This is a genomic window from Parafrankia sp. BMG5.11, assembly GCF_004337455.1.
The window spans coordinates 26,954-52,063 of record NZ_SJXI01000009.1 but is presented as its reverse complement, the minus strand read 5'-3'; the positions used below and the strand labels follow the sequence as shown (position 1 = coordinate 52,063).

The 25,110-nt window shown below is 73.2% G+C and carries 21 protein-coding genes; 12 read left to right on the top strand and 9 right to left on the bottom strand.

Annotation, left to right across the window (positions count from 1 at the left end):
• Positions 1-180 precede the first annotated feature (180 nt).
• From E0504_RS06415 to era, 5 genes are read left to right on the top strand one after another with little or no spacing between them, the layout of a single operon-like run.
• A complete protein-coding gene (locus E0504_RS06415; RefSeq protein WP_112106876.1) occupies positions 181-1,218 on the top strand; it encodes a PhoH family protein in 1,038 nt (345 codons plus the stop codon).
• Positions 1,219-1,276: 58 nt separating this feature from the next.
• Positions 1,277-1,756: an rRNA maturation RNase YbeY gene (ybeY, locus tag E0504_RS06410; protein ID WP_020459715.1), complete on the top strand. Its 480-nt coding sequence runs from the start codon at positions 1,277-1,279 to the stop codon at positions 1,754-1,756.
• 15 nt (positions 1,757-1,771) lie between these two features.
• Positions 1,772-3,226: a hemolysin family protein gene (locus E0504_RS06405; RefSeq protein WP_112106837.1), complete on the top strand. Its 1,455-nt coding sequence runs from the start codon at positions 1,772-1,774 to the stop codon at positions 3,224-3,226.
• The gene (locus E0504_RS06400) at positions 3,223-3,606 is read left to right on the top strand and encodes a cytidine deaminase (RefSeq protein WP_071065336.1); all 384 of its coding nucleotides are present in this window, start codon (positions 3,223-3,225) and stop codon (positions 3,604-3,606) included. The genes E0504_RS06405 and E0504_RS06400 overlap by 4 nt, the downstream gene beginning before the upstream one ends.
• Positions 3,606-4,538, top strand: coding sequence for a GTPase Era (gene era / locus E0504_RS06395; RefSeq protein ID WP_020459718.1), 933 nt, complete (start codon positions 3,606-3,608; stop codon positions 4,536-4,538). Before E0504_RS06400 ends, era begins: the two co-directional genes overlap by 1 nt.
• A 33-nt stretch (positions 4,539-4,571) precedes the next feature.
• Here era and E0504_RS06390 read toward each other — a convergent pair whose 3' ends face one another.
• Positions 4,572-5,222: an NUDIX domain-containing protein gene (locus E0504_RS06390; RefSeq protein WP_243657441.1), complete on the bottom strand. Its 651-nt coding sequence runs from the start codon at positions 5,220-5,222 to the stop codon at positions 4,572-4,574.
• 148 nt (positions 5,223-5,370) lie between these two features.
• On the opposite strand from E0504_RS06390, the gene recO reads away from it, so the two are divergent.
• The 6 genes from recO to E0504_RS06360 all read left to right on the top strand — a co-directional run bounded on the left by recO (position 5,371) and on the right by E0504_RS06360 (position 13,697).
• Positions 5,371-6,102, top strand: a complete 732-nt coding sequence (recO, locus tag E0504_RS06385) for a DNA repair protein RecO (protein WP_198145482.1) — start codon at positions 5,371-5,373, stop codon at positions 6,100-6,102.
• 233 nt (positions 6,103-6,335) lie between these two features.
• A complete protein-coding gene (locus E0504_RS06380; protein ID WP_112106878.1) occupies positions 6,336-7,133 on the top strand; it encodes an isoprenyl transferase in 798 nt (265 codons plus the stop codon).
• The gene (locus E0504_RS06375; RefSeq protein ID WP_071065340.1) at positions 7,126-7,524 is read left to right on the top strand and encodes an antibiotic biosynthesis monooxygenase; all 399 of its coding nucleotides are present in this window, start codon (positions 7,126-7,128) and stop codon (positions 7,522-7,524) included. Before E0504_RS06380 ends, E0504_RS06375 begins: the two co-directional genes overlap by 8 nt.
• Positions 7,525-7,637: 113 nt before the next feature.
• Positions 7,638-10,697, top strand: a complete 3,060-nt coding sequence (locus E0504_RS06370) for a glycine--tRNA ligase (RefSeq protein WP_131622425.1) — start codon at positions 7,638-7,640, stop codon at positions 10,695-10,697.
• A gap of 71 nt (positions 10,698-10,768) precedes the next feature.
• A complete protein-coding gene (locus E0504_RS06365) occupies positions 10,769-11,455 on the top strand; it encodes a YdcF family protein (protein ID WP_071065341.1) in 687 nt (228 codons plus the stop codon).
• A 358-nt stretch (positions 11,456-11,813) separates the two neighbouring features.
• Entirely contained in the window at positions 11,814-13,697 is a 1,884-nt protein-coding gene (locus E0504_RS06360) for a transketolase (RefSeq protein ID WP_131622423.1), read from the top strand.
• A gap of 75 nt (positions 13,698-13,772) precedes the next feature.
• Here E0504_RS06360 and E0504_RS06355 read toward each other — a convergent pair whose 3' ends face one another.
• The 8 genes from E0504_RS06355 to E0504_RS50250 all read right to left on the bottom strand — a co-directional run bounded on the left by E0504_RS06355 (position 13,773) and on the right by E0504_RS50250 (position 23,265).
• Positions 13,773-14,993: an ABC transporter ATP-binding protein gene (locus tag E0504_RS06355; protein WP_235014106.1), complete on the bottom strand. Its 1,221-nt coding sequence runs from the start codon at positions 14,991-14,993 to the stop codon at positions 13,773-13,775.
• The gene (locus E0504_RS06350) at positions 14,990-16,543 is read right to left on the bottom strand and encodes an iron ABC transporter permease (protein ID WP_112106880.1); all 1,554 of its coding nucleotides are present in this window, start codon (positions 16,541-16,543) and stop codon (positions 14,990-14,992) included. The genes E0504_RS06355 and E0504_RS06350 overlap by 4 nt, the downstream gene beginning before the upstream one ends.
• A 23-nt stretch (positions 16,544-16,566) precedes the next feature.
• On the bottom strand, positions 16,567-17,574 hold the full coding sequence (locus tag E0504_RS06345) for an iron ABC transporter substrate-binding protein (RefSeq protein WP_112106881.1): 1,008 nt from the start codon (positions 17,572-17,574) through the stop codon (positions 16,567-16,569).
• Positions 17,575-17,883: 309 nt separating this feature from the next.
• Positions 17,884-18,900: a M56 family metallopeptidase gene (locus E0504_RS06340; protein WP_112106840.1), complete on the bottom strand. Its 1,017-nt coding sequence runs from the start codon at positions 18,898-18,900 to the stop codon at positions 17,884-17,886.
• Positions 18,893-19,390, bottom strand: a complete 498-nt coding sequence (locus E0504_RS06335) for a BlaI/MecI/CopY family transcriptional regulator (RefSeq protein WP_241831772.1) — start codon at positions 19,388-19,390, stop codon at positions 18,893-18,895. Before E0504_RS06335 ends, E0504_RS06340 begins: the two co-directional genes overlap by 8 nt.
• A gap of 40 nt (positions 19,391-19,430) precedes the next feature.
• Positions 19,431-22,235, bottom strand: coding sequence for a non-ribosomal peptide synthetase (locus E0504_RS06330; RefSeq protein ID WP_131622421.1), 2,805 nt, complete (start codon positions 22,233-22,235; stop codon positions 19,431-19,433).
• Positions 22,236-22,529: 294 nt separating this feature from the next.
• Positions 22,530-23,069 (bottom strand): PH domain-containing protein, encoded by a 540-nt coding sequence (locus tag E0504_RS06325; protein WP_020459727.1) that lies wholly within the window; start codon positions 23,067-23,069, stop codon positions 22,530-22,532.
• A gap of 40 nt (positions 23,070-23,109) precedes the next feature.
• Entirely contained in the window at positions 23,110-23,265 is a 156-nt protein-coding gene (locus E0504_RS50250; RefSeq protein WP_020459728.1) for a hypothetical protein, read from the bottom strand.
• 71 nt (positions 23,266-23,336) lie between these two features.
• Between E0504_RS50250 and E0504_RS06320 the strand changes: the two genes are divergently transcribed.
• Positions 23,337-24,638, top strand: a complete 1,302-nt coding sequence (locus E0504_RS06320; RefSeq protein WP_112106843.1) for a deoxyguanosinetriphosphate triphosphohydrolase — start codon at positions 23,337-23,339, stop codon at positions 24,636-24,638.
• The last annotated feature ends 472 nt before the right edge of the window (positions 24,639-25,110 follow it).

Below are 25,110 nucleotides of genomic sequence, written 5' to 3'. Positions count from 1 at the left end.
TGGCGTGGTTGGTGTGGCACAGCATGGCTGGCGTGGCACAGCGTGGCTTGTTCGCAGTTTCGACCTGGTCCTCGGTGGCCGAGGCATGGATCCGACGGTCCCGCGGCGTTACCGCCTTCTGAGGGCGACCTTCGTCCCAGGTTGAAGCGAGAGGTGCTCCGGCCCAGGCGGCCGTACTACATGCCCGAATCCGACACCCCACCCGGCTCCCGGGTCACCACACGCATCGTCGTCCCCGACGGGCACAGCATGGTGAGCCTGCTCGGGCACCAGGACCAGCTCCTGCGTGTGATCGAGAAGGCCTTCTCCTCTGACATCCACGTCCGCGGCAACGAGATCACGATCACGGGTGACCCGGCGGAGAACGAGCTGGCCGCCAGGTTGTTCTCCGAGCTCGTCGCGCTGCTCGACGCCGGCACCGAGATCAGCCCGCAGCACGTCGACCACTCGGTGGCGATGCTGCGCAGCGGCGCGGGGGAGCGGCCTGCCGAGGTGCTCACCCTCAACATCCTGTCCAACCGTGGTCGGACGATCCGTCCCAAGACGTTGAACCAGAAGCGGTACGTGGACGCGATCGACCAGCACACGATCGTGTTCGGGATCGGCCCGGCGGGCACCGGCAAGACCTACCTGGCGATGGCCAAGGCCGTGCAGGCGCTGCAGGCGAAGAAGGCCAACCGGATCATCCTCACCCGGCCGGCGGTCGAGGCGGGTGAGCGGCTCGGCTTCCTGCCCGGGACGCTCTACGAGAAGATCGACCCGTACCTGCGTCCGCTCTACGACGCGCTGCACGACATGATCGACCCCGACTCGATCCCGCGGCTCATGCAGAGCGGCACCATCGAGGTCGCGCCGCTGGCGTACATGCGTGGCCGTACGCTCAACGACGCCTTCATCATCCTGGACGAGGCGCAGAACACCTCGGCCGAGCAGATGAAGATGTTCCTGACCCGCCTCGGCTTCGGGTCCAAGATCGTGGTGACCGGTGACGTCACCCAGGTCGACCTGCCCAGTGGCACGCAGAGTGGCCTGCGAGTGGTCCGCGAGATCCTGGACGGCGTCGCCGACGTCCACTTCGCGACCCTGACCAGCACGGACGTCGTCCGGCACCGGCTGGTCAGCGACATCGTCGACGCCTACGCGCGCTGGGACGCGGCGAGCCCGGCACCGAGCACGGACGCGCGCCCCACGCGGGCGGCCCGCCGGGACCGCCGATGAGCGCCGGTGCCGGCGCTGGCGCCGTGGCTCCCCCCCCGGCGGCGGGAAGGGTTCTCTGATGGCCGTCTTCGTCGCCAACGAGTCGGGCGTGACGGACTTCGACGAGGTCACGCTGGCCGCGCTCGCCCGTTTCGTGCTCGACACGATGAAGGTCAACCCGTTGGCGGAGCTCTCGGTCATGCTCGTCGAGATCGACGCGATGACCGACCTGCACGTGCGCTACATGGCCGAGGAGGGCCCGACCGACGTGCTCGCCTTCCCGCAGGACGAGGCGTTCGAGCCGTCGTGGTCGGAGTCGCCCGAGGAGGACCCGACGACCCTGCTCGGCGACGTCGTCCTGTGCCCCGAGGTGGCCCGGCGGCAGGCCGCGCAGGCCGGCCACGGGATGGAGCGCGAGCTGCACATCCTCTGCACCCACGGCATCCTGCACCTGCTCGGCTACGACCACGCGGAGCCGGAGGAGGAACGGGAGATGTGGAAGCTCCAGAACAGCCTGCTGGCCTCCTGGGACACCGCGGCCGGCACCGGCGCCTCCTGACGGGGCCGGGCCGCCATGGACTCCGGTGATCTTCTCCTCGTCTTCATCGCCGCGGTGACCGCGCTCGCCGCAGCCGGCCTGGGCGCGGTGGACGCGGCGCTGACCAGGGTCTCCCGGGTCAGCGTCGACGAGTTCGCCCGGCAGGGCAAGGCGGGGGCGGCGAACCTCGCCCGGGTCGTCGCCGACCCCGGGCGCTACCTGGCGTTGTTGCTGCTGCTGCGGATCGCCGGCGAGATGGCCGCGGCGGCCTGCATCACCGTCCTGGCCGTGCACGCCTACGGCTCCGGGTTCGCCGCCGTCGGGCTGGGGGCCCTGGTGTCGACGCTCGTCGCCTACATCCTCGTCGGCGTGATGTTCCGGACGCTCGGCCGCCAGCACGCCCCGGCGGTGTCGCTGGCCACCGCCGGGCTGACCATCCGGCTCGCGAAGGTCTTCGGCCCGCTGCCCCGCCTGCTGATCGCCTTCGGCAACGCGGTGACGCCCGGCCCCGGCTACCGGGACGGCCCGTTCGCCTCGGAGGCGGAGCTGCGCGACCTCGTCGACCTCGCAGAGGAGAACGAGGTCATCGAGCCCGAGGAGCGCGACATGATCGCCTCGGTGTTCGAACTGGGTGACACGCTCGTCCGCGAGGTGATGGTGCCGCGGCCCGACATGGTCTTCATCGAGTCCGACAAGACCGTCCGGCAGGCGATCTCGCTGGCGCTGCGCAGCGGCTTCTCCCGCATCCCGGTGATCGGCGAGAGCATCGACGACGTCGTCGGCATCGGCTTTCTCAAGGACATGGTCGGCTGGGAGCGGGAGGGCCGGGAGAGCAGCCGGGTCGCGGAGGTCATGCGCCCACCCGTGCTCGTCCCGGAGAGCAAGCCCGCCGACGACCTGCTGCGCGAGATGCAGGCGTCGCGCACCCACATGGCCGTCGTCATCGACGAGTACGGCGGCACGGCCGGCCTGGTGACCATCGAGGACGTCCTCGAGGAGATCGTCGGTGAGATCACGGACGAGTACGACAGCGCCGCGCCGCCGGTCGAGTGGCTCGACGACGACACCGCCCGGGTGACGGCGCGGCTCGACGTCGACGACCTCGCGGACCTGTTCGGCGTCGAGGAGCTGCCCGGAGCGCAGGACGTCGAGACCGTCGGCGGGCTGCTCGCGAACGCGCTGGGCCGGGTGCCCATCCCCGGCGCGACGGCGGACGTCGCCGGCCTGCGGCTGTCGGCGGAGCGCGCGGCCGGGCGGCGCAACCAGATCGGCACCGTCGTCGTCCACCGGCTGTCCCCGGCACCGGGCAACGGCGGGAACGGAGCCGGCAAGAGCGGCGATGGCAGGGGCACCACCGGCAAGGGTGCCACCGGGAGTGACAGCAAGGGCAGCAACGGCAAGGGCAGCAACAGGAAAACCGACGGCAAGAAGACCGACAGCGAGTCGGAGGGCCACCCGCCGGGCCCAGCGAGCAGAAAGGTGACATCGTGACGTCTCCCACCCCGCCGGCCGGCCTCGTCCTTGAGGCCGAGGACGCGAAGCTGGTGGTGCTGGCTCGGTCCGCCCGGCTGCGCGCGTACACGTCCGCGGGCCAGCCGGCCGAGGGCGCGGCGGTGCGCGACACCGACGGCCGGACGTACGCCGCCGCGACTGTCTCCCACACCCGGCCCGAGCTGGCCACGTCGGCGCTGCGTGCCGCGGTCGTGGCGGCGGCCTCCAGCGGCGCCCGCCGCTTCGAGGCCGCGGCCGTGGTGACCGAGGCGGGCGAGGCCGCCGGCGACGACCTGGCGATGCTCGCCGAGTTCGGCGCCGGGGTGCCCGTCTACCTCGCCGGTCCCGACGGCGTCGCGCACAGCCGGGTGACGAGCTAGTGGACATCGAGCTCGCCGACCCGGCGACGGACTTCCGGTCGGGGTTCGCCTGCCTGGTGGGGCGGCCCAACGCGGGCAAGTCGACGCTGACGAACGCCCTGGTGGGGACGAAGGTGGCGATCACCTCCGGGCGGCCGCAGACGACCCGCCACGCCATCCGGGGCATCATCAACCGCCCCGACGCGCAGCTCATCCTGGTCGACACCCCGGGGTTGCACCGTCCGCGCACCCTGCTCGGCCAGCGGCTCAACGACGTCGTCCGCACGACGCTGTCCGAGGTCGACGTGATCGGCTTCTGCATGCCCGCCGACGAGCCCCTCGGCCGCGGCGACCGCTTCATCGCCGACGAGCTGGGCCGGATGGCGGGGCGCACCCCGGTGGTGGCGATCCTGACCAAGGTCGACGCGGTCGGCGACCCGGACCGGGTCGGCGCCCGGCTGCTCGAGGTCTCCGGGCTCGGCGACTTCGCCGACATCGTGCCGGTGAGCGCGGTGTCGTCCTTCCAGGTCGGCACGCTGGCCGACGTGCTCGTCTCCCGTCTGCCCGAGGGCCCGCGGCTCTACCCCGACGGGGAGCTGACCGACGAGCCCGAGCAGGTCATGGTCGCCGAGCTGATCCGCGAGGCGGCGCTGGAGGGGGTGCGTGACGAGCTGCCGCACTCACTGGCCGTGGTGGTCGAGGAGATGATCCCGCGGGAGAACCGCCCGGAGGACAGGCCGCTGCTCGACGTCCACGTGAACGTGTACGTGGAGCGGCCGAGCCAGAAGGCGATCGTCATCGGCGCCGGCGGCTCCCGGCTGCGCGACGTCGGCACCCGGGCCCGGACGCAGATCGAGGCGCTGCTGGGCACCCCGATCTACCTGGACCTGCACGTCAAGGTTGCCAAGGACTGGCAGCGGGACCCGAAGCAGCTGCGCCGGCTGGGCTTCTGAGCGTCACGGCGCGGAGCGTCATGGCCGTGGGTGTCACGACGGTGTCGGCAGCCGGCGCCGCAGGCGGTCCCGCCAGCGCCGGGCCGGCGACCGCTCGTCGGTGGTCCGGCCCGCCGGGGCGCCGACGATCTCGCCGTCCACGATCTCGAGGATGGGCGGCATCGACGGCCGGGCGGGCTCCGGCTCCGGCTCCGGCTCCGGGGCGTCGGCCCGCATCAGCGGCGGGTCGTCACCGCTGAGCGCGGTGGCCAGCAGGGCCTGTCTGTTGGCCACGATGTAGTCCTTCACCGCGGCCGGCTGGAGGTCGTAGCGGGCGAGCTTCTTGCCGCGCAGGTCGATCCGCTCGACGGCGTAGCGGCCCTTGGCCGGGTTGCCGAACTCGGCGCCGGTACGCCGGTCCAGGTCCATCGAGACGAGCCGGCAGACGAAGAAGTGCTGCAGGTTCATCCCCTCGCCGCGGGGCGCGGCGGTCACGTAGACCTGCTGGACCCGGTCCACCACGGCGCCGAGCTCCTCGGCGAGTTCGCGGTGCAGCGCGTCCTCCACCGAGGCGTCCTCGGGGTCCACGCCGCCGCCCGGGGTGGACCAGTACGGCTTGCGCTTGGGGAAGGTTCTGCGGAACAGCACCAGCCGCCCGTTCTCGTCAATGATGATGCCTCGCGCCGTCCGCCGAACAACCCGCACCCACACATGATGGCGATCGCGGCGGCGGTGGTCGCCGGAATCCCCGCCCAACGCCGCGCCAGCGGTCTGCCGCCGCCGGGTCCGTCTCGTCGTGCCCTGCGGGCGGCGGCCTACCTGTTCGGGGGGACGGGCGTGCAACCATGGGAACGTGCCGGTGTATCGCGATGAAGGCGTCGTCCTGAGGACGGCGCCCTTCGCCGAGGCCGACCGCGTCGTCACGGTGCTCACCCGGCGTAACGGCCGGGTCCGCGCGGTGGCCCGGGGGGTGCGGCGGACGTCCTCGCGGTTCGGTGCCCGGCTGGAGCCCGGCACCCACGTCGACCTCCAACTGCACGAGGGTCGGTCGCTGGACACGGTGACCCAGGCGGACATTCTCGGTGCCTACGGTGCGACGATCGCGCAGGAATACGCGCGGTACACGGCGGCCGCGGTGATGCTGGAGACGGCCGAGCGCCTGACCAGCGAAGAACGCCAGCCTGCCCTACGGCTGTTCCTGCTGCTCGTCGGCGGCCTGCGTACCCTGGCGGGCGGTGAGCGTCCGCCGTCGCTGGTCCTGGACGCCTTCCTGCTGCGTTCCCTGGCGGTCTCGGGGTACGGCATGGCCCTCGACGAGTGCGCCCTGTGTGGGGAGCCGGGGCCGCACCACTCGCTGTCCGTTCCCGGCGGCGGCGTAGTGTGCCCGGAATGTCGACCGCGGGGTGCGGCGTCGACGTCTCCGGCCGCGGTGCGGCTGCTTGCCGACCTCCTGCACGGTGACTGGGACGGCGCCGAGGCGAGCGATGCCCGCGTCCGGCGGGAGGCCGGCGGCATCGTGGCCGCCTACCTGCAGTGGCATCTCGAGCGGGCGCTGCGCGCCCTTCCGCATCTCGAACGGACGTGAGGGCCACGGGCATGGGCGGCCGGAGGACACGTGGCCGAGGGCGGGGGCCCTGGCCGGGCACGGCAGTGCGCGGCGGGCGTGAGGGACCGTGTGAGGAGCGGGGACGGGATGTGTGCTGCGAGACCGGCGGTCCGGGTGTGCGCGGGCCGGCCGGTTCGGACCATGGGGGTGAGCGCCCCACCGGGGCGGAGGTCGGTCGCCGTGCCGTCGGCCCGAACGAGAGGATGTCGGCTGTGAGCCTGCGTGAAGAGGTGGGCCGGCGGTTCCGCGATCCGCGTCCTCATCCGTCCGGAGCGCAGCCACCGCCGTTGCCGCCGGCCCTGGTCCCGCAGCATGTCGGGATCGTCATGGACGGAAACGGGCGCTGGGCGAAGCTGCGCGGCCTGCCCCGTACCAAGGGGCACGAGGCGGGTGAGGAGGCGCTGTTCGACTGCGTCGAGGGCGCCATCGAGATGGGGGTGCGCTGGCTGTCGGTGTACGCGTTCTCCACGGAGAACTGGAAGCGCTCGCCGGACGAGGTCGCGTTCCTGATGCGGTTCACCGACGGCGTGTTCGGTCGCCGTATCGACGACATGGACGAGCTCGGAGTCCGGGTCCGCTGGGCGGGCCGCCGTCCCCGGCTGTGGGGCAACGTGATCCGGCGGCTGGAGTCGGCGGAGCAGCGCACCCGGGACAACGACCGGCTCACGCTCGTGATGTGCGTGAACTACGGCGGGCGGGCCGAGCTGGCGGACGCCGCGGCGGCGATCGCCCGGGACGTGCGGGCCGGCCTGCTGCGCCCGGAGCGCGTCAACGAGGAGACCGTCGCCCGGTATCTCGACGAGCCCGACATGCCGGACGTCGACCTGCTCATCCGGACGTCCGGCGAGCAGCGGCTGAGTAACTTCCTGCTCTGGCAGGCCGCGTACGCCGAGTTCTCCTTCGTGCCCACTCTGTGGCCTGACTTCGACCGCCGGGATCTGTGGCTGGCCTGTGAGGAGTACGCCCGTCGTGACCGGCGCTACGGCGGGATCATCACCAACCGTGCCTGACCGCGACCAGACGGGGGCTCCGGTGGTGGCGGTCCTGCGCTTCGAGGTGCCCGAGCCGGCCCAGGTCGACTTCGCCGCGGCCGGGGAGCGGGTGGTGGCGGCGCTCGCCGGCCAGCGCGGGTTCCGCTCGGCCCGGCTCGGCCGCGCCGTCGACGAGCCGGTGGCCTGGCTGCTGGTGACGGAGTGGGCAGGGCCCGGGGCCTGGCGGCGGGCGCTGTCCGCCTTCGCCGTGCGGTGCGAGCTGACACCGCTGCTGGCCTGGGCTCAGGACGCGCCCGGCGCCTTCGAGGTGCTGCACGAACGGGAGGCCGACGGCGCGGCGCGCTCGCACGGGTCCGCGCTGGCGCCGGACGCCGCCGTAGCTGCGCCTGGCGGGCGCCGGGAGGGCTAGCCACGCCCGGAGCACGCCACGCGGGCTACGGGTAGCGGCGCCGCCACCCGGTAGCCTCGGCTGTGAGTGGCCGAGACCGAGTCGCCGAAACCGAGCTGCCGAGGCTGAACCCGATGCTGACCATGCAGGACGCCCTGCTGACGTTGACCCGCTACTGGACCGAGCGCGGCTGCATGATCGTGCAGCCGTTCAACACCGAGGTCGGCGCCGGTACGCACAACCCGGCGACCATCCTGCGGGTGCTCGGCGGCGAGCCGTGGCGGGTGGCCTACGTCGAGCCCTCGGTGCGCCCGGACGACTCCCGCTACGGCTTCAACCCGAACCGGCTGCAGACCCACACCCAGTTCCAGGTCGTCCTCAAGCCCGACCCGGGCAACCCGCAGGAGCTCTACCTGGGCAGCCTGCAGGCCCTGGGCATCGACACCGCGGCGCACGACGTCCGCTTCGTGGAGGACAACTGGGCCTCGCCGGCGCTCGGCGCCTGGGGGCTGGGCTGGGAGGTGTGGCTGGACGGGCAGGAGATCACCCAGTTCACCTACTTCCAGCAGGCCGGCGGCCAGAGCTTGGACCCGGTGAGCGTCGAGATCACCTACGGGATCGAGCGGATCCTGATGGTGCTGCAGGAGGTCCGGCACTTCACCGAGATCGCCTACGCGCCGGGGGTCTCCTACGGCGAGGTGTTCGGCCAGGCCGAGTACGAGATGTCGCGGTACTACCTCGACGAGGCCGACATCGACACGGTGCGCCGCATGTACGCCGACTGCGCCGCAGAGGCGCGCCGCCTCATCGACGCCCGGCTGCCGGTGCCCGCGCACATTTACGTGCTGAAGTGCTCGCACGCGTTCAACATCCTGGACTCGCGCGGCGCGGTCTCCACCACCGAGCGGGCCACCTCCTTCGCCCAGATGCGCGGCATGTCGCGCGAGGTCGCCCAGCTCTGGCGGGACAGGCGCGACGAGCTCGGCGACCCGCTGGGGGAGGCGCCGCGCCTGGCCCCGGCCGTCGCCCGGCCGGTCGACCCGGCCGCCGTGCCGGCGGGGCCGGCCACCCTGCTGTTCGAGATCGGCACCGAGGAACTGCCCGCCGCCGAGGTGACCCGCCAGACGGCCGCCGTCCGCGCGGCCCTCGTCGAGCGGCTCGCGGCGACCCGGCTCACCTACGGCGAGCTGCGGGTGCAGGGCACCCCGCGGCGCATCGTCGCGATCGTCGACGACGTCGCGCCGCGTGAGCCCGACGTCGAGCGGGTCGTGCGCGGCCCGCGCCGCTCCGCCGCCTACGACGACCAGGGCGCGCCGACGAAGGCCGCGACGGGTTTCGTGCGCGGGCAGGGCGGCGACGTGGCGGACCTGACGGTCGTCGAGCACCGCGGGGTGGAGCACGTCGCCCTGGTGCGCACCGACACCGGCCGTCCCGCGACGGAGGTGCTCGCCGAGGTCCTCGGCGCCGTCCTGGGCGGGCTGCGCGCCGAGCGGAACATGCGCTGGAACGACCCGGAGCTGTCCTTCAGCCGTCCGGTGCGCTGGGTGGTGGCGCTGCTGGGCGGGGCGGTGGTCCCGGTCGCGGTGTCGACGCTGGCCGCGGGCTCCACCACCCGCGGGCACCGGCGCGCCGGGTCCCCGCCGATCGAGGTGACCGGCGCCGTCGGCTACCCGGAGCTGCTCGCCGAGAACTCCGTCCTGCTCGACCCGGCCGCGCGCCGCGAACTGATCGTCGACGAGGCCGCGAAGCTGGCGGCCGAGCACGCGGGCACGATCGACCTCGACGCCGAGGCCGACGTCCTCGACGAGGTGACCAACCTGGTCGAGTTCCCGCGTCCGGTGCTCGGCTCCTTCGAGCCGCGTTACCTCGACCTGCCTGCCGAGATCCTCACCACCGTCATGCACAAGCACCAGCGCTACCTGGCGGTGCGGGACACGGCCGGGGCGCTGCTGCCCTGCTTCGTCACGGTCGCGGACGGCGCGGTGGACGTGCCGCTGGTCCGCGCGGGCAACGAGGCGGTGGTGCGGGCCCGGTTCGAGGACGCGGCGTTCTTCTTCGACGCCGACCTCAAGGTCCCGCTGGAGACGTTCCGCGCGGGGCTGGCGAAGCTGACCTTCGAGCAGCGGCTCGGGTCGGTGGCCGACCGCGCGGAGCGCATCGCGCGGCTGGCCGGCCTGTTCGCGGACCGGCTCGCCACCTCCGACGCGGGCGCGCTGTCCCCGGCGGAGCGGCGGACGTTGGACCGCGCCGGCGAGCTGGCCAAGTTCGACCTCGCCACCCAGATGGTGATCGAGCTGTCCAGCCTGGCCGGGACGATGGCCCGCGAGTACGCCCGCCGCGCCGGCGAGCCGGAGGCGGTCGCCGTCGCGCTCCACGAGATGGAGCTGCCGCGCCGGGCCGGCGGGACGCTGCCGGCCACGGTCCCCGGCGCGCTGCTCGCCCTGGCCGACCGGATCGACCTGCTTGCCGGGCTGTTCGCGCTCGACGCGGCGCCCACCGGCAGCTCCGACCCGTTCGGTCTGCGCCGCGCCGCGCTGGGCGTCACCGCGATCCTGGCCGAGCGGCCGGAGCTGGCCGGGATCACCGTGGCCGACATGCTGGCCGAGGCCGCGAAGCTCGTCCCGGTGTCGGTTCCGGAGGCGGCCCTGGAGCAGGCCGACGCGTTCGTGCGCGGCCGGTTCGCCCAGTACCTGCTCGACACCGGCGTCGACCACCGGCTGGTCGGCGCGCTGCGCCCGCTGACCGGCCGGCCCGGCCAGGCGATGGTGACCCTGCAGGCACTGCGCCCGCTGGTGGAGACCGCGTCGTTCGCGCGGCTGGCCGCCGCGCTGGGGCGGGTCCGCCGGATCGTCCCGGCCGACGTCGCGCCGGGCATCGAGATCAGCGCCCTCGTCGACCCCGCCGACCACCGCCTCGCTCAGGCCGTCACCGAGCTGTCCCGCCAGCTGGCGGCGCGCACCGCCGGCCGCCTGCCCGGGCTCGACGACTTCGTGGCCGCCGCCGGGCAGCTCCCGGACGCGGTCGACGGCTTCTTCGACGCGGTGCTGGTGATGGCCGACGATCCCGCGCTGCGCGCGGCCCGGCTCGGGCTGCTGGCGGAGATCCGCGACGTCGCCGCCGAGGTGCTGGACTGGGACGCGCTCGGCCCGCTGCCGGCCGCGCCGGGCGGCGCCGACGGCCCCACCGGCACCTGAGTACGCGTTGCGGAGCACCCAGGTGCGCCCGGGAGGTTTGGGCTGGTCCCGGACGGCTAACGTGACATCGCGTGGACCTGTCCCTCCGGCGGCTTGTGCCCCGTCCGCCCTCGGCGTCCTGGTTCAGGGTGCCCTGGTGGCGCTGGGCGGCCCGAATCGTCGCGATCATCGTCGGGATCGTGCTGCTCGGGTCCGTGATGACCTTCGGGCAGGTGTGGTGGGTCGGGCGCGGTGACGACCGGCGGGCCTCCGACGCGCTGATCGTCCTGGGCGCCTCGCAGTACGACGGCCGGCCGTCCGCCATCCTGGCCGCCCGGCTCGACCACGCCCTCGAGCTCTACCGGTCCGGGGTCGCGCCACGGGTCATCACGGTGGGCGGCAACCAGCCGGGGGACCGCTTCACCGAGGCCGAGGCCGCCGGGTCCTACCTGCGTGACCACGGCGTCCCGTCCAGCGCCGTGCTGGTGGTGCCCCAGGGCGTCGACACACTGTCGTCGCTGACCGCGGTGGCCGGGCTGATGGACAGCCGGCAGTGGCGGTCCGCGGTGGTGGTGACCGACCGCTGGCACAGCCTGCGCTCCCGGGCGATCGCCGACGACCTCGGCGTCGACGCGGTGACGTCGCCGGCGACGGCGGGCCCGGCCAACCGCGGGTTCGGCACCCAGATGCGGTACATCCTGCGCGAGGGGATCGGGTACCGCTTCTATCAGCTGTTCCATCGGGCCTCGCCGTCCGCGGCCCACACACCCGCCGTCTGACCCGCCCGGGGATCCCCGGGCGGGTGCCCCACCGGGGGGCGGCGGGACGCGCCCGCCGCGTGATGATCACCACGGTGTGGTGTCGGCCCAGGACGGGTGGACGTCGCGGACCACGCCCAGTAGTCCCTGCGTCCCGGCCGATCGCCAGGTGGCGGCGGGGCCGTGCGGGCCGGGTGACGAGCGGGAAGGTGTGACGAAGGCGCGATTGCGCCAGGCGTGGCGGGCCGTAGGTGCTGGTACGGTTCGGATCGCGGAGTGACAGGGTACTTCGGCAGGCGACGGAACGCTCGGGCCGGCCGGCCCTTGACACATCCGTGCAACCGATCTGCGCAGCACAATCCTGACTAAGGAGGCTGGTGTGGCAACTCCCGTGTCCGAAGTGGTCGGTGTCGCCGACCTGGAGACGGTTCGGGAACTCGCACAGCAGCTGCGGGTCGACTCGGTGCGCAGCAGCACCTCGGCCGGATCCGGTCACCCGACCTCCTCCATGTCCGCCGCGGACGTCATGGCGGTGCTGCTGACGCGCCACCTGCGCTACGACTGGGACACCCCGGACGACCCGGCGAACGACCACCTGATCTTCTCCAAGGGGCACGCGTCGCCCCTGATCTACTCGATGTTCAAGGCGGTCGGCGTCGTCACCGACGACGAGCTCATGACCGGCTACCGCCGGTTCGGGCACCGGCTGCAGGGCCACCCGACCCCGGTCCTGCCCTGGGTGGACGTGGCGACCGGATCGCTCGGCCAGGGCCTGCCCGACGCCGTCGGGGTCGCGCTGGCCGGCAAGTTCCTGGACAAGGTTCCGTACCGGGTCTGGGTCGTCTGCGGCGACAGCGAGATGGCCGAGGGCTCGATGTGGGAGGCGCTGGACAAGGCCGCCTACTACGGCCTGTCCAACCTGATCGCGATCGTGGACGTCAACCGTCTCGGCCAGCGCGGTCCCACCGAGTTCGGCTGGGACATGGACGCCTACGCCCGCCGGGTCGAGGCGTTCGGCGCCCGCGCGGTCGTGATCGACGGCCACGACCTGGGCGCGATCGACGCCGCGCTCGCCGACGCCGAGGACGCCTCCCGGCCCACGGTGATCCTGGCCCGCACCCGCAAGGGCGAGGGCTTCTCCGAGGTCGCCGACGCCGACGGCTGGCACGGCAAGCCGCTGCCCGAGGACATGGCCGCCCGGGCGATCGCGGAGCTGGGCGGCGAGCGGAACCTGCGCGTGCGCGGCCCGGTTCCCCCGGCGGACATGGCGCGCCCGGCCCCGGCCCATAAGCCGGCGATCAAGCTCCCCACCTACGAGCTGGGCGCCAAGGTCGCGACCAGGCGGGCCTACGGCCAGGCGCTGGCCGCGGTCGGCGCGCACACCGACGTCGTCGCCCTCGACGCCGAGGTGAGCAACTCGACCTACGCCGAGGACTTCGCCAAGGCGCACCCCGAGCGGTTCTTCGAGATCTTCATCGCCGAGCAGCAGCTCGTCGCGGCCGCGGTCGGCCTGTCGGTGCGCGGGTACGTCCCGTTCGCCTCCACGTTCGCCGCGTTCTTCTCCCGCGCCTACGACTTCATCCGGATGGCGGCCATCTCGCAGGTCGACATCCGCCTGGCCGGATCGCACGCCGGGGTGGAGATCGGTGCGGACGGCCCGTCCCAGATGGCGCTCGAGGATCTCGCGATGATGCGGGCCGTGGGCGGCTCGACGGTGCTCTACCCGAGCGACGCGACCTCCGCGGCCAAGCTGATCGAGGCGATGGTCGGGATCTCCGGTGTCAGCTACATGCGGACGACCCGCGGTGCCTACCCGGTGCTCTACGGCCCGGACGAGACGTTCGCGCCGGGCGGTTCCAAGGTGCTGCGCAGCTCCGACGCCGACACCGTGACGCTGATCGGCGCCGGGGTCACCCTGCACCACTGCCTGGCCGCGGCCGACGTGCTCGCGGCCGAGGGAGTCTCGGCACGGGTGATCGACCTGTACTCGGTCAAGCCGGTGGACACCGCGACCCTGGCGGAGGCGGCGCGGGCGACCGGTGGCCGCCTCGTCGTCGCGGAGGACCACTACGCCGAGGGCGGCCTCGGCGGCGCGGTGCTCGAGGGCCTCGCGGGCGTCCTGCGCGACGGCAGCGTCTCGCTGCGGCTGGCGCATCTTGCCGTCGGTGAGCTTCCCGGTTCCGGTACCCCGGACGAGCTGTTGGACTTCGCCGGCATCTCCACGCCGCACATCGTCGAGGCGGCACGCGGCCTGCTGCGCTGAGACCACCTCCCGCGCCGGCTCGTCCGGCGCGGGATCCGCGGCCGCCCGTCCCCCTGGCCGGGCGGCCGCGGATCGTCACCGCGAGGGGTCGTACCAGACCTTCGCGGCGTTCCGGAGCCGGGCGATCACCTGGTCTCCGATCTCGAGGGCGGGCCGGTCGCCGGCCACCCGGGCCCGGGCACGCAGCTCCGTGCCGCTGACGGTGGTGCCGCTGACGGTGCCGCTGCCTGCCCCCGGGCCGGGGATGTTGGCCGCGTTGGCCGCGAGGGCGGCGTCCTCGTCCCGCACGGCGAGGGTGACCAGCACCTCGTGGCCGTGGTAGTCCCGCGCGACGACGCGGGCGAGGCGGCCCGACTCCTGTCCGCCGCCCGTGCCGGGCGGTGTCATCCGGCAGTGAGCGTCCGCGGGCACGAGTTCGATCTGCTCGGGCCGGACGAGCACTGTCACCGGCACCGGCCCAGGAGCGGGGTCGGTGAGGTCGACGTCCGTCCCGGTGACGGGCACCGTGCCCAGGGGTGTGCGGACCTCGCCGTCGCCGAGCCAGCCCCGGACCAGCGCGGCCTCGCCCACGAAGCCCGCCACCCACGGGTCGGCCGGCATCGAGTAGACCCGGTGCGGCGCGTCGACCTGGACGATCCGCCCCGCCCGCTGCACCGCCACCAGGTCGGCCATGCTGAGCGCCTCGTCCTGATCGTGGGTCACCAGGATGGCGGTGGTGCCGTCGGCGAGCAGCGCCTCCCGGACCTCGCGGCGCAGCGTCGCCCGCAGACCCGCGTCCAACGCCGTGAACGGTTCGTCCAGCAGGATCAGCGCCGGCCGGGGGGCGAGGGCGCGGGCGATCGCGACCCGCTGCTGCTGCCCGCCGGAGAGCTGGTGCGGCATGCGGTGGCCGTAGCCCTCGAGCCCCACCAGCGCCAGCACCTCGGCGACCCGTCCGGACCGGCGGGTGGCGTGGTCCAGGCCGTATCCCACGTTCCGCGCCACGTCGAGGTGCGGGAACAGGGCTCCCTCCTGGGGCACGACGGCGGCGCGCCGGTGGTGTGGCGGCTCGTGGACGCCGGGTCCGGCGACGGTCCGGCCCCGCACGCTGATCTCGCCCGCGTCGAGGCGTTCGAAGCCGGCGACGGCCCTCAGCAGCGTCGTCTTCCCGCAGCCGGACGGGCCGAGTACCGCGAGCAGCGAGCCCGCCGGCACGACGAGATCGAGGCCGTCGAGTGCGCGGACCGATCCGAAGCTGCGCACCGCGCCCCGCACCAGCAGCGCGGGCGGGTCCCCGCCCGTCCCCGCGCGGCTCACCGGGACACCTGTGCGCCGGACTCGGCCAGCACTCCGGTGCGGCGGGCGAGCAGCCAGGCCGGACCGGCGGAGACCACCAGCAGCAACGCCGCGTACGGGGTCGCCGCGGCGTAGGCGGCGACGCTTGTCTGCGTCCACAGCTCGGTGGCCAGGGTGTCCATGCCGGTCGGCCGCAGGAGCAGCGTCGCCGGCAGCTCCTTGACGCAGGCGATGAACACCAGAGCGGCGCCCGACGCCACCCCGGGGATCATCAGGGGCAGCGTCACCGTCCGTAGGACGCCGAGCGGGCGTCTGCCCAGCGAGGAGGCGACCTCCTCGAGGACCGCCGGGGCCTGCGCGGCCGCCGCGGCGATCCCCGCGACGGCGAGCGGCATGAACAGGGCCGCATAGCCGAGGGCGAGCAGCCACGTGCTCTGGTACAGCGGGTAGGCGACGTTGATCCCGAAGAAGACCAGGGAGAGGCCGATCACGACGCCGGGCAGCGCGTGCGAGAGGTAGGTCAGCCGTTCGAGCAGGGCCGCCAGCCGCCCGGGTGAGCGGACCGCGAGGAGACCGACCGGCAGCGCGAGAACGGTGGTCAGCGCGGCGCCCGTGCCGGCCAGCCACAGCGTCGCCCCCGTCGCGCGGGCGACCTCACCGAGCGTGCCCGGCTCCGACACGCCGGCCGCCAGGCGCCGGGCGAGATTCACCGCCGGCAGACCCAGCGAGAGCGCGCAGAGCCCGGCCATCGCGGCGGCGACCGGGAGCCGAGCCCGTCCCAGGCGCAGCCGCGGGTGCGGCCGCCGGGCCCCCGACCCGAGCCGGGTGTAGCGGGCGTGCCTCGTGCGCGTCACGCTCTCCGCCGACAGGACGACCACGGTCAGCAGGACGAGGGCCGTGGAGAGCAGCACGGCGCCGGTCCGGTCGAAGCCGAGGTCGAACGTCACGAACACCGCGCGGGTGAACGTGTCGGTCCGCAGGATGGACACGGCCCCGAAGTCGGAGAGCACATACAGTGCCACCAGCAGCGCGCCGGCGCCGATCGCCGGGCGGATCTGCCCGAGTGTCACCGCGACACCGGTGCGCAGCGGTCCGCGTCCGAGCGACGCCGACACCTCCTCCTGCGCCGGGTCCGCCCCGACCAGCGCCGCGGTCACCGGCAGGAACACATACGGGTAACAGCAGAGTGTCAGCACGAGCGCCGCCGGCCAGAAACCCTCCATCCCCCGGAACGTCGACACCCAGGTGAAGGCGGCGATGTAGGTCGGCACCGCGAGCGGGAGCGCCGCCAGGACGGCGAACGCCCGCCTGGCGGGGAGGTCCGTGCGCGTGACGGCGAAGCCCGAGCCGACCCCGAGTACCACGCAGGCGGCGGTGACCACCGCGGCCAGTGCCAGGCTGCGTGCGGTCAGCTCCGCGACGCGTGTGGTCAGCACCGTCTCGGCCCACCCCGCCCAGCCCGGCGTGAGCGCCCGGACCAGCAGGTAGCAGAGCGGTATGGCGGTGACCGCCGCGGCGCCGAGGGCCGCCAGCGACAGCAGCGGACGACGGGGCGGCGACAACCGGGACAGCGGGAGGGCCCGCGACACGGCGCTCAGGGTGTCAACCCCGACGCCTGGATGAGGGCGATCGTGCCCTCGAGACCATCGAGGTCGTTGAGGTCGACGTCCGGCGTGGTCAGCTCGGCCAGCGCGGGCAGCCCGGCCGGGCCGGCCACCCCGTCGACCACGGGGTACTCGAAGGTCTGCTCGGCGAAGTACGTCTGGGCGTCCGGGCCGAGCAGGTAGTCGACGAACGCCTGCGCCTCGGGGTCGTCGGCGGCGGTGGTGAGGATCCCGACCCCGGCGACGTTGACCAGCGCGCCGATGTCACCGCCGGGGAAGAAGTGCAGCCGGGCGTCGAGCCTGTCCGGCGCGACGCCGCGCTCGGCCGCCAGCTCGCCCACGTAGTAGTGGTTGATCAGGCCGATGTCGAGCGTGCCGGCGTCGACCTCCTCGAGAACCGCGAGGTTGCTGTCGCGGATCTGCGGCTCGTTGTCCGCGAGCCCGGCGAGGAACTCGCGGGTGCGCTCCTCGCCGTGCACAACGGTCATCGCGGTGACGAAAGCCTGGAACGAGGCGTTGGTCGGCACCACCCCGACCCGCCCGCTCCACCGGGGCTCGGTGAGCTCGAACACCGACGCCGGCAGCTCCGTCTCGGCCACCGCGTCCGCGTTGTAGACGAGGACCCGGGATCGCGCGGTCACCCCCACCCATTCGCCGCCCGCGGATCGGAAGCCCGCCGGCACCGCGTCCAGGCTTGCCGCGGGCAGCCGCGTGAACAGGCCCTCCTTGGCCACCGCGCCGAGCGCGCCGGCATCCTGGGCGAGGAAGACGTCGGCTGGTGACCGGTCGCCCTCCTCCAGGAGCTGGGCCGCCATCTGCGCGGTGTTGCCGTACCGGGCCTCGACGTCGATGCCGGTGTCGGCGGTGAACCGCTCGAGCAGCGGCGCGATCAGATCCTCGTTCCGGCCGCTGTACAGGGTGAGGGAGCCCTCGGCCGCGGAGCCGCCGTCGTCGCCGCAGGCGGTGAGGACGGTGAGGGCGGTGACGAGCGCCGCCAGTGCGAACCCGGACTGCGCTCTGCGGCGTGCGTGGCGTGCGCGCCGCCGGGGGTGCCGGTGGGCGTGCGGCGCGTCGTCGGGGGTGCTCGCGCGGACATCAGGCACGGCGGAAGTCCCTCTCTGTGAGACGTGCTGGCAGCGCGACCGGGCCCGGCGCAACTTCTACGATGTTTGTAGAACTTAGCGGAGCCTTACCTTAAACCTGATGACTGTGGCGCGGTTCACATATGCCACGCAAAGGCTCGCCTGGGCCCCGCTGACCAGCGCGTTCACGGCCGGCAACCGGCCGCGGCCCGGGGCGGGTGAGGGTCAGCAGTCCCTGTTCGTGAAGGCGAACGGGAGGGGAAGGTCGACCAGCGCCTCGATCGCCAGACCGCAGGACGCGGCGGCGAGCGCCGCCGGGAGCGCGGACAGCGCAATCCGGTTGAGCCGGTTCCCGGGCGGCGGCACCAGCAGCGCGGCCACGCGGCGCGGGACCGGGCCGGACCCGGACGGCAGCCGTCGTCGTCGGGCGCTGACCGGTGCCCCGTACCGGCCGCCGACGACTCGGCGGCGGCGGCCGGGATCGCGGCGGAAACTGCCGATGTGCAGGGTGGTCGTGCCGCACACGGCGTGGGGTGAGGTCGTCAGCAACGCGGCTGTGCTGATCGCGCGGGCCACGACGCGGCGGTCCCGGATCACCCGGGCGGCGTCCTCGTCCGCCCAGCGTTCGACGGCGTACTCGAGGGTCGGCGCGACCGCGCGCAGGCCCGGATGCGCGGCGGCGGCGAGCCGCGCGGCGAAGCTGAAACGGTGATGGCGGGCTGCCAGGTGGGCGCGTTCGTGCGCGATGACGATCTCTCGTTGCTCGGCGGTGAGCGCCGACATCATGCCGCTGGTCACGACGATCCGACCCGGTGATCCGGGTAGGGCGAACGCGTCCACCCGGTCGTCGGGCACCACGACGACCTCGGCGGCACCGGGCAGCGCCGCGGCCTGCGCGCGTGCCGACCGAAGCCCGAGCCGTTGCCGGCGTACCGTCGCCCCGACCGCGCCGACCTGCGCGCAGAACGCGACGAGCGACGCCCAGGACAGCCACCGGGGAGTGACGGCGGTCCGCCAGGCGTCGGTCACCGGCCCGGTGCCGACCACCAGGGCCCAGAGCTCGACCGCGGCCGGAGCCGCGAGCGCCGCGAGACTGATCATGCTGGCCGCGGCGACCAGCACCGCCGCGACGGTGCAGGCGACGACCGCCGTCCGCGGCCACAGCAGATCCACCAGCGCGCGGATGACCAGCATTGTCAGCAGGGGGGCGACGAGCACCGACCCGAGGAGATGATCACTCATCGGACTCGGTGATCAGGGATCGCAGCAACGCCTCGTCGCCGGGGGAGAGGGCGGCGAGGAAGTGAGCCAGGGCCACCCGGTGATCGGCCTGGTCGTCCAGCAGCCGTGTCATCCGCCGGGCGGCGGCGGCGGCCGGGTCGCCCGCGGCGTAGCGGTACGCACGGCCGTCGCGGTGTCGCGTGACCAGGCCTTTGGCGTGCAACCTGGTCAGGATCGTGACAACGGTGCTGTAGGAGAGCGGGATCGACCCGGGAAGCCGCGCGCGTACCTGGGCGGGCGACAGTGCGCCGCCGGACTGGGCCAGGATGTCGACGATCTCCGTTTCGAGGGAACCCCGTGCCCGGCGACCCGTCGCGGACCGACCCGTCGAGTCGACCCGCTCGGCGTCCGCGCCGGCGGGCCCGCCGTTCTCGGTGTTCTCGGTGTTCTCGGCCGAGGCACCGTCGGGGCCGCGCCGCTCGCCGGACGGCATCGCCTCGTCGGGGCTCATAGGCCCACCTTACGAGTGGGTCGGCACGGTCCGGGCGGTCTCAGCCGGGTCGGTTCAGGCGGCCGAACGCGTGGGTCAGCGGCTGCCCGAGCAGGATGGGCCCCGCCAGCGACCCGACCGAGGCGGCCCGCAACGGCGGGGCCACAGCCCACCGCCGGCCCCGCGCCGTCCGCTCGCCCACCCGGACCGCGCCCCGCCAGAGCGCGGCCGCGAGGTGCTCCGCGCGCGGTCGGCTCAGTCGCGCCCGTTCGGCAGCGGCCGCCGTGCCTGTCCCGATCGCCAGGCAGAGCAGGAGCACCGGCAGCGGCCCCAGCGAGGGAAGCGCGATCTCGTACACCGCGTAGTGCGTGAGATAGGTGTACAGGGACGCGCCCGCGATCCCCCCGGCGAGCGCGACGACAGCCCCGGGAAGCGGCACCCGTGGGACGAACATGAGCGCGGCCAGGCCCACCAGCACCACCGTCTCCCGTGTCGGATTGCCGAAATAGCCCGGTACCGTCGCGGCCGCGATCCCCAGCACCGTGAGACGCCCGGCGGTGCCCGTCGTCCGGCAGGCGAGCCAGCCGAGCATGAAGAACCACGCCGCGCCATGCGTGACGTAGAACGCGCTGGGGAAGGTCCCGACGCCGTCCGTCGGGATGTTGACCAGCAGCGCGAGCCCCAGCAGCACGAGGGCGAAGACGAATCCGTTCCGTTGTTCCCAGCGCCGGACCGAGGGGATCGCGAACAGCGCGGCCAGCAGGACCAGCACCTGGACGAGGACCTCGACGAACCAGTACCCGGGCACCCCGCGGCGCAGGTAGTTGTCGATCAGTGCCACGTTGGACAGGCCCACGTCCGAGGCCTTGACCGCCCGCCAGGCCAGCCAGAGCATGGACGGGACCGCGATGCGCCCGGCGGCGCGCAGGATCCGGCGGCTCGTCGCCGCCCCCCGCCCGGTGCCGCCGGGGCCGCCGGGCGTCAGGCAGAACCGCGCGAAACTCCACCCGGCGACGACGAGGAGGAGATGCGCCCCGCCGAGCAGATGGAACAGCCCGACATGGTTGGCGACGATGAGCACCACGGCCACCGCCCGCAGCACGACGTTGACCTCGACGGTCCGGATGAGACCGGTTCCGGTTCCGGTCGTGCGGGCCGGGAGGGTGCCGCCGCCGTCCCGGCCGCGTGCGCGCCGCCGTCCGGGTCGTCGCGTGTACCCGTCGCGCTGGGCGGCGAGGCGTTCGAGTTCGGCCACGGGCATCGTGGGCCAGGCGGTCGGGAGATGACCGAGCACGCGCTCGATCTCCAACGACATCCGCACATAGGTCAGGGAGTCGCCGCCGAGCCCGACGAAGGTGGCGTCATCCGGTACGTCGGCGTGGCCCAGGATCCGGGCGAACCGCGCGCGAACGACCGACGTCGCCGCGGGAGACAGGGCTGCAGGCGGGCCGGACGGGTGCGCGCCGGACGTCTCGGCCCCGGAGGGGTGCGCGTCGGCCCATGCGCGGACGGCCGGATAGTCGATCTTGCCGTTGGGTCGGCGGGGGATCGCCTCGACGGCCAGTACCCGGACATGGGCCGGTGGCAGGCGCAGCCGGGTGGCCAGGACGGCGGCCGCCTGATCGGTCCCGGGTGCCGTCACCAACACGGTCAGCTGTTCGTCCGTTCCGACGCACGCCGCGCTCAGGCCGCGCTCGGCGAGGATGCGCTCGGTGCGGTCGAGGTCTATGCGCAGACCGAACAGCTTGACGAAGCGCGAGGCCCGTCCGACGATCTCGTACAGCCCGTCCGGTGCGCGGCGCGCGATGTCACCGGTCGTCAGAGCCTCCACCGTGCGGCCCGCCGCGAGGTCCGCCGCGTTCTCGGCGTATCCCATCATCACGTTCGGTCCCCGGTAGACCAGCTCGCCCTGCGAGGGCTGGTCGGGGTCGGGGACGATCTCGAACGATCCGCCGGGGATCGGTCGTCCGATCGACTCCGGGCGGGTCATGGCGAGGTCCGGCGGCAGGTACGCCATCCTCGCGGTCGCCTCGGTCTGGCCGTACATCGCGAAGAACCGCCAGCCGCGGCACCGGCCGAGCCGTGCGAGTTCACGGATCCGCTGTGGCGCCAGGGCACCGCCGGCCTGGGTGACATACCGCAGGAGCGGCAGATCCATGTCCTCGAAGCCGATCCGCCGCAGCAGGTCGAACGTGTACGGCACCCCGTGCAGGCTGGTCGCGCCCCACTCGCGGAACATCGTCCAGAACCGCTCGGCGGTGACCGAGCCCTCGGGGAGCAGCAGCCCGGCGCCGCGCGCGAGGTTGCTGTTCACGACCGAAAGGCCGTAGCAGTAGTGGATCGGCAGCTGGACCGGTGCGCGGTCGCTGTCCCGGATATCCAGGTACGACGCGATCGCCTCGGCGTTCGCCTGGACGCCGTCGGCCGAGAGCCGGACGAGTTTCGCGGATCCGGTCGAGCCCGAGGTCGACAGCAGCAGGGCAAGGTCGGGGTGCAGGTCCCGGGTCGGCCCGGTGTGGTGCTCGCGCATCCGCCAGCCCTCCGGTGCGCGCGCCAGGACGACGTCCGGGCGGTACACCGCGGTGAGTTCCCGAGCCTGCTCGTCGTCGGGGCCGACGAGCAGCACGGGATGCCCGGCGGCGAGCGCGGCGAGGTAGACCACGAGCGGCTCGGGGTCGTCAGACAGCTCGGCGGCTCCCAGGATCATCACCAGCCGCCGCGTCGGGCCCAACCTCGTGACGGCCTGGTCCACCCGGTCCGCGAGCTGGCGGTAGGTGAGCGTTGATCCGTCGGCGCCGACGGTGGCGAGCCGGTCACCGAAGACGCGTAGTCCGCGCGCGAACGGGACGCCAACGCTGGCACGCATCTCTGGCAGGCCCCGACCCTCGCACAACGCAGACGACGACACCGGGTGGATGACGGCGGACTGGAGATGGGCCCGTGTCAGGGCCAGTCCCCATACATGCCCACGTCATCCACCCAGGTGGAAGGCGCTTAGCTTAAGCTCACCTTTCCCTGGAACGCCAGAACCGGGTCCTTCGTTCGGCAGGCAGGGTGAACGGCGCGATGTGGCGAGGCGGCAGTGTGACGGGAGACGCCGGCGGGTATGGGCAGCCGCGGGGTGAGGGTGGGACGTCCCCTCGGGGGTGAGCCGAGGGGATCAGTCGTCGCCGGCCGGGGACGGACCGCCACCGAAGGTCATGTCGACCAGGGTGAGGTAGAGGCGGTCCGGCCGTGGCAAAAAATTGATCTTCGAGAGGGCCTGGTCCTGCCCCGCGGACTCGACCACGAACTCGCCGTAGCCGAGGAGCCGCCCGAGCGGGTCCCGGTTGTAGGTGAGATCCGTGATCTTCGACAGTGGCATCGTCTGAACCTTCCGGAAGACGATGCCGGACACCTTCAGCAACCGCTTGTCGGTGATCATCAGGTGGTCGAAGTGCCAGTCCGCGATCTTCCAGAGCATCCGGAGGATCATGAACAGGGCGAAGTACCACAGCACAGTGGTGATCGGCCCGGTGTCGATGCCCTGCGCCGCGAAGAGGATGTTCACGACGAGCGCGAGCATGACGGCACCCAGCGTCTGCAGAAGGACCGGCAGCATGATGGCCCAGTGCAGCCGGACCATCATCACCAGGCGTTCCTGGGAGGCCAGGTACTTGGTGTCCCGCAGCGCAGGGTCGGGAAGCTGGAGTCTCACCACGGACGAAGTGTCGCAGACATGAGGCCCCGCCGGGACCGCATCACAGGGCCGTGTCTGTCACGAACTCCGACACTCCGTTCCCGATGTCCTCGAGCCAGCCGAACACCCGGTCGATGATGCTCGCGGCGCTGTCCGGTGCGGTGACGACGAAGAAGATAAGGAATGCGATCGCACCGTACTTGACGATCTTGTCCACGGCGGGCCTCCGGGCCGAGTTGGGGGAACGGGGTGCGCCCAAAGTATCGCCGTTGCGATCGACGTAGGTACGTGAATCGCGCCGATACGCTCGGCTATGTGGTCAGTGAGTGGTATGACCCTGCCGACCTGGCGCGACGGGTCACAGAGCAGGACAAGGCTACACCGGGCGAACGCACCCCGTTCGAGCGGGATCGTGCCCGAGTGCTCCATTCGAGCGCCTTGCGGCGACTTGCCGGAAAAACCCAGGTCGTGGGCCCGCTCGACGACGACTTCCCGCGCACCCGGCTGACCCACTCGCTCGAGACGGCGCAGATCGGGCGCGGTCTGGCCCGCTCGCTGGGCGCCGATCCCGACCTGGTGGACGCCGCCTGCCTCGCCCACGACATCGGGCATCCCCCGTTCGGTCACAACGGAGAGGTGGCGCTCGACCAGGCGGCGCACACCTGCGGCGGGTTCGAGGGCAACGCCCAGAGCCTGCGCGAGCTGACCCGGCTCGAGGTGAAGATCGTCGCGCCCGCCGGGGAGACCGGCGGTGGCGCGGCCGGCGGCGGCGTGGGGCTGAACCTGACCCGGGCGACCCTGGACGCCGCCGTGAAGTACCCGTGGCTGCGCCGCGCCGGCACGCCGAAGTTCGGGGCCTACGCCGACGACGCCGGCATCCTCTCCTGGCTGCGCCGCGACGCCCCCGGCGCGCGGCGCAGCTTCGAGGCCCAGCTCATGGACTGGGCGGACGACGTGGCCTACTCCGTGCACGACCTGGAGGACGGCGTCGTCGCCGGGCACATCGACCTCGCCGCGCTGCGTGACCCCGAGCTGCGTGCCGAGCTGGCCGCCCGGACGGCGGCCTGGTACCCGGACGTCGACGCGCCCGCCGCGGCGGCCGGGCTCGACCGGCTGCGCGCCCAGCCGTGGTGGATCCGGGAGGAGGTCGGGTCCGTCGCCGGCCTGGCCGCGCTGCGCGCGATGACCAGCGAACTCGTCGCCCGGTTCTCGATGGCCGCGGTGCGGGCCACCCGCGAGCGGCACGGAGATGAGCCGCTGCGCCGCTACCGGGCCGACCTGGTCGTGCCGGTGGAGACGCTCGCCGAGTGCGCGGCGCTCAAGGGCGTCACCGCGTGGTACGTGATGGGCCGGCCCGGCGCCGCCGAGCGGCGGGCCCGGCAGCGCGAGCTGATCGCCGAGCTGGTCGACCTGCTCGCGGCCAGCGCCCCGGCGTCGCTGGACGCGCCGCTGGCCGACTCCTACCGGCACGCGGCCGACGACGCGGCCCGGCTGCGGGTGGTCATCGACCAGGTCGCCCGGCTCACCGACGCCAGCGCCGGGCGCCGGCACGCGGCACTGACGGGCCGCCCGCTGCCGAGGGCGCTGTGACCAGCGAAAAACGACGTACGCTGTGATCGCTGCCGACAGCGTTTGGGATGGGATGTGACCGTGGCGCGATGCTGGAGTGATCCGGGTGGTCCGTCGGGCGCGTCCGTTGTGGTTCGTGGCGCATCATGGTTCGGCCGGAGCGCGCCGCTCGGTGTGGTCGAGCGTGCGCGTGCGGTGACGTCGCCGTGGCGGTCCGTGGGGTCGCCGATCGGTCGCCCACGGAGTTCCTGCCGGCAAGATCGGCACTGTCGGCCGGATGACAAGTACCATCACGCTAAAGGACCGTTGACACCGGCGTCATCGGTGGCACCGTCCGGCCGGCGGCATAGTAGCCCCGGCGGTCGGCCGTACCACCGGCAGCGTCGTATCAGGTGACCGGACACAAGTAACCCGCGACGCGCAACCCCCGACCGGGGCGCGCCGTCTATCCAGTGACTCGGACCAGTGACCTCGGAGCCCGCCGCTGGTGGGT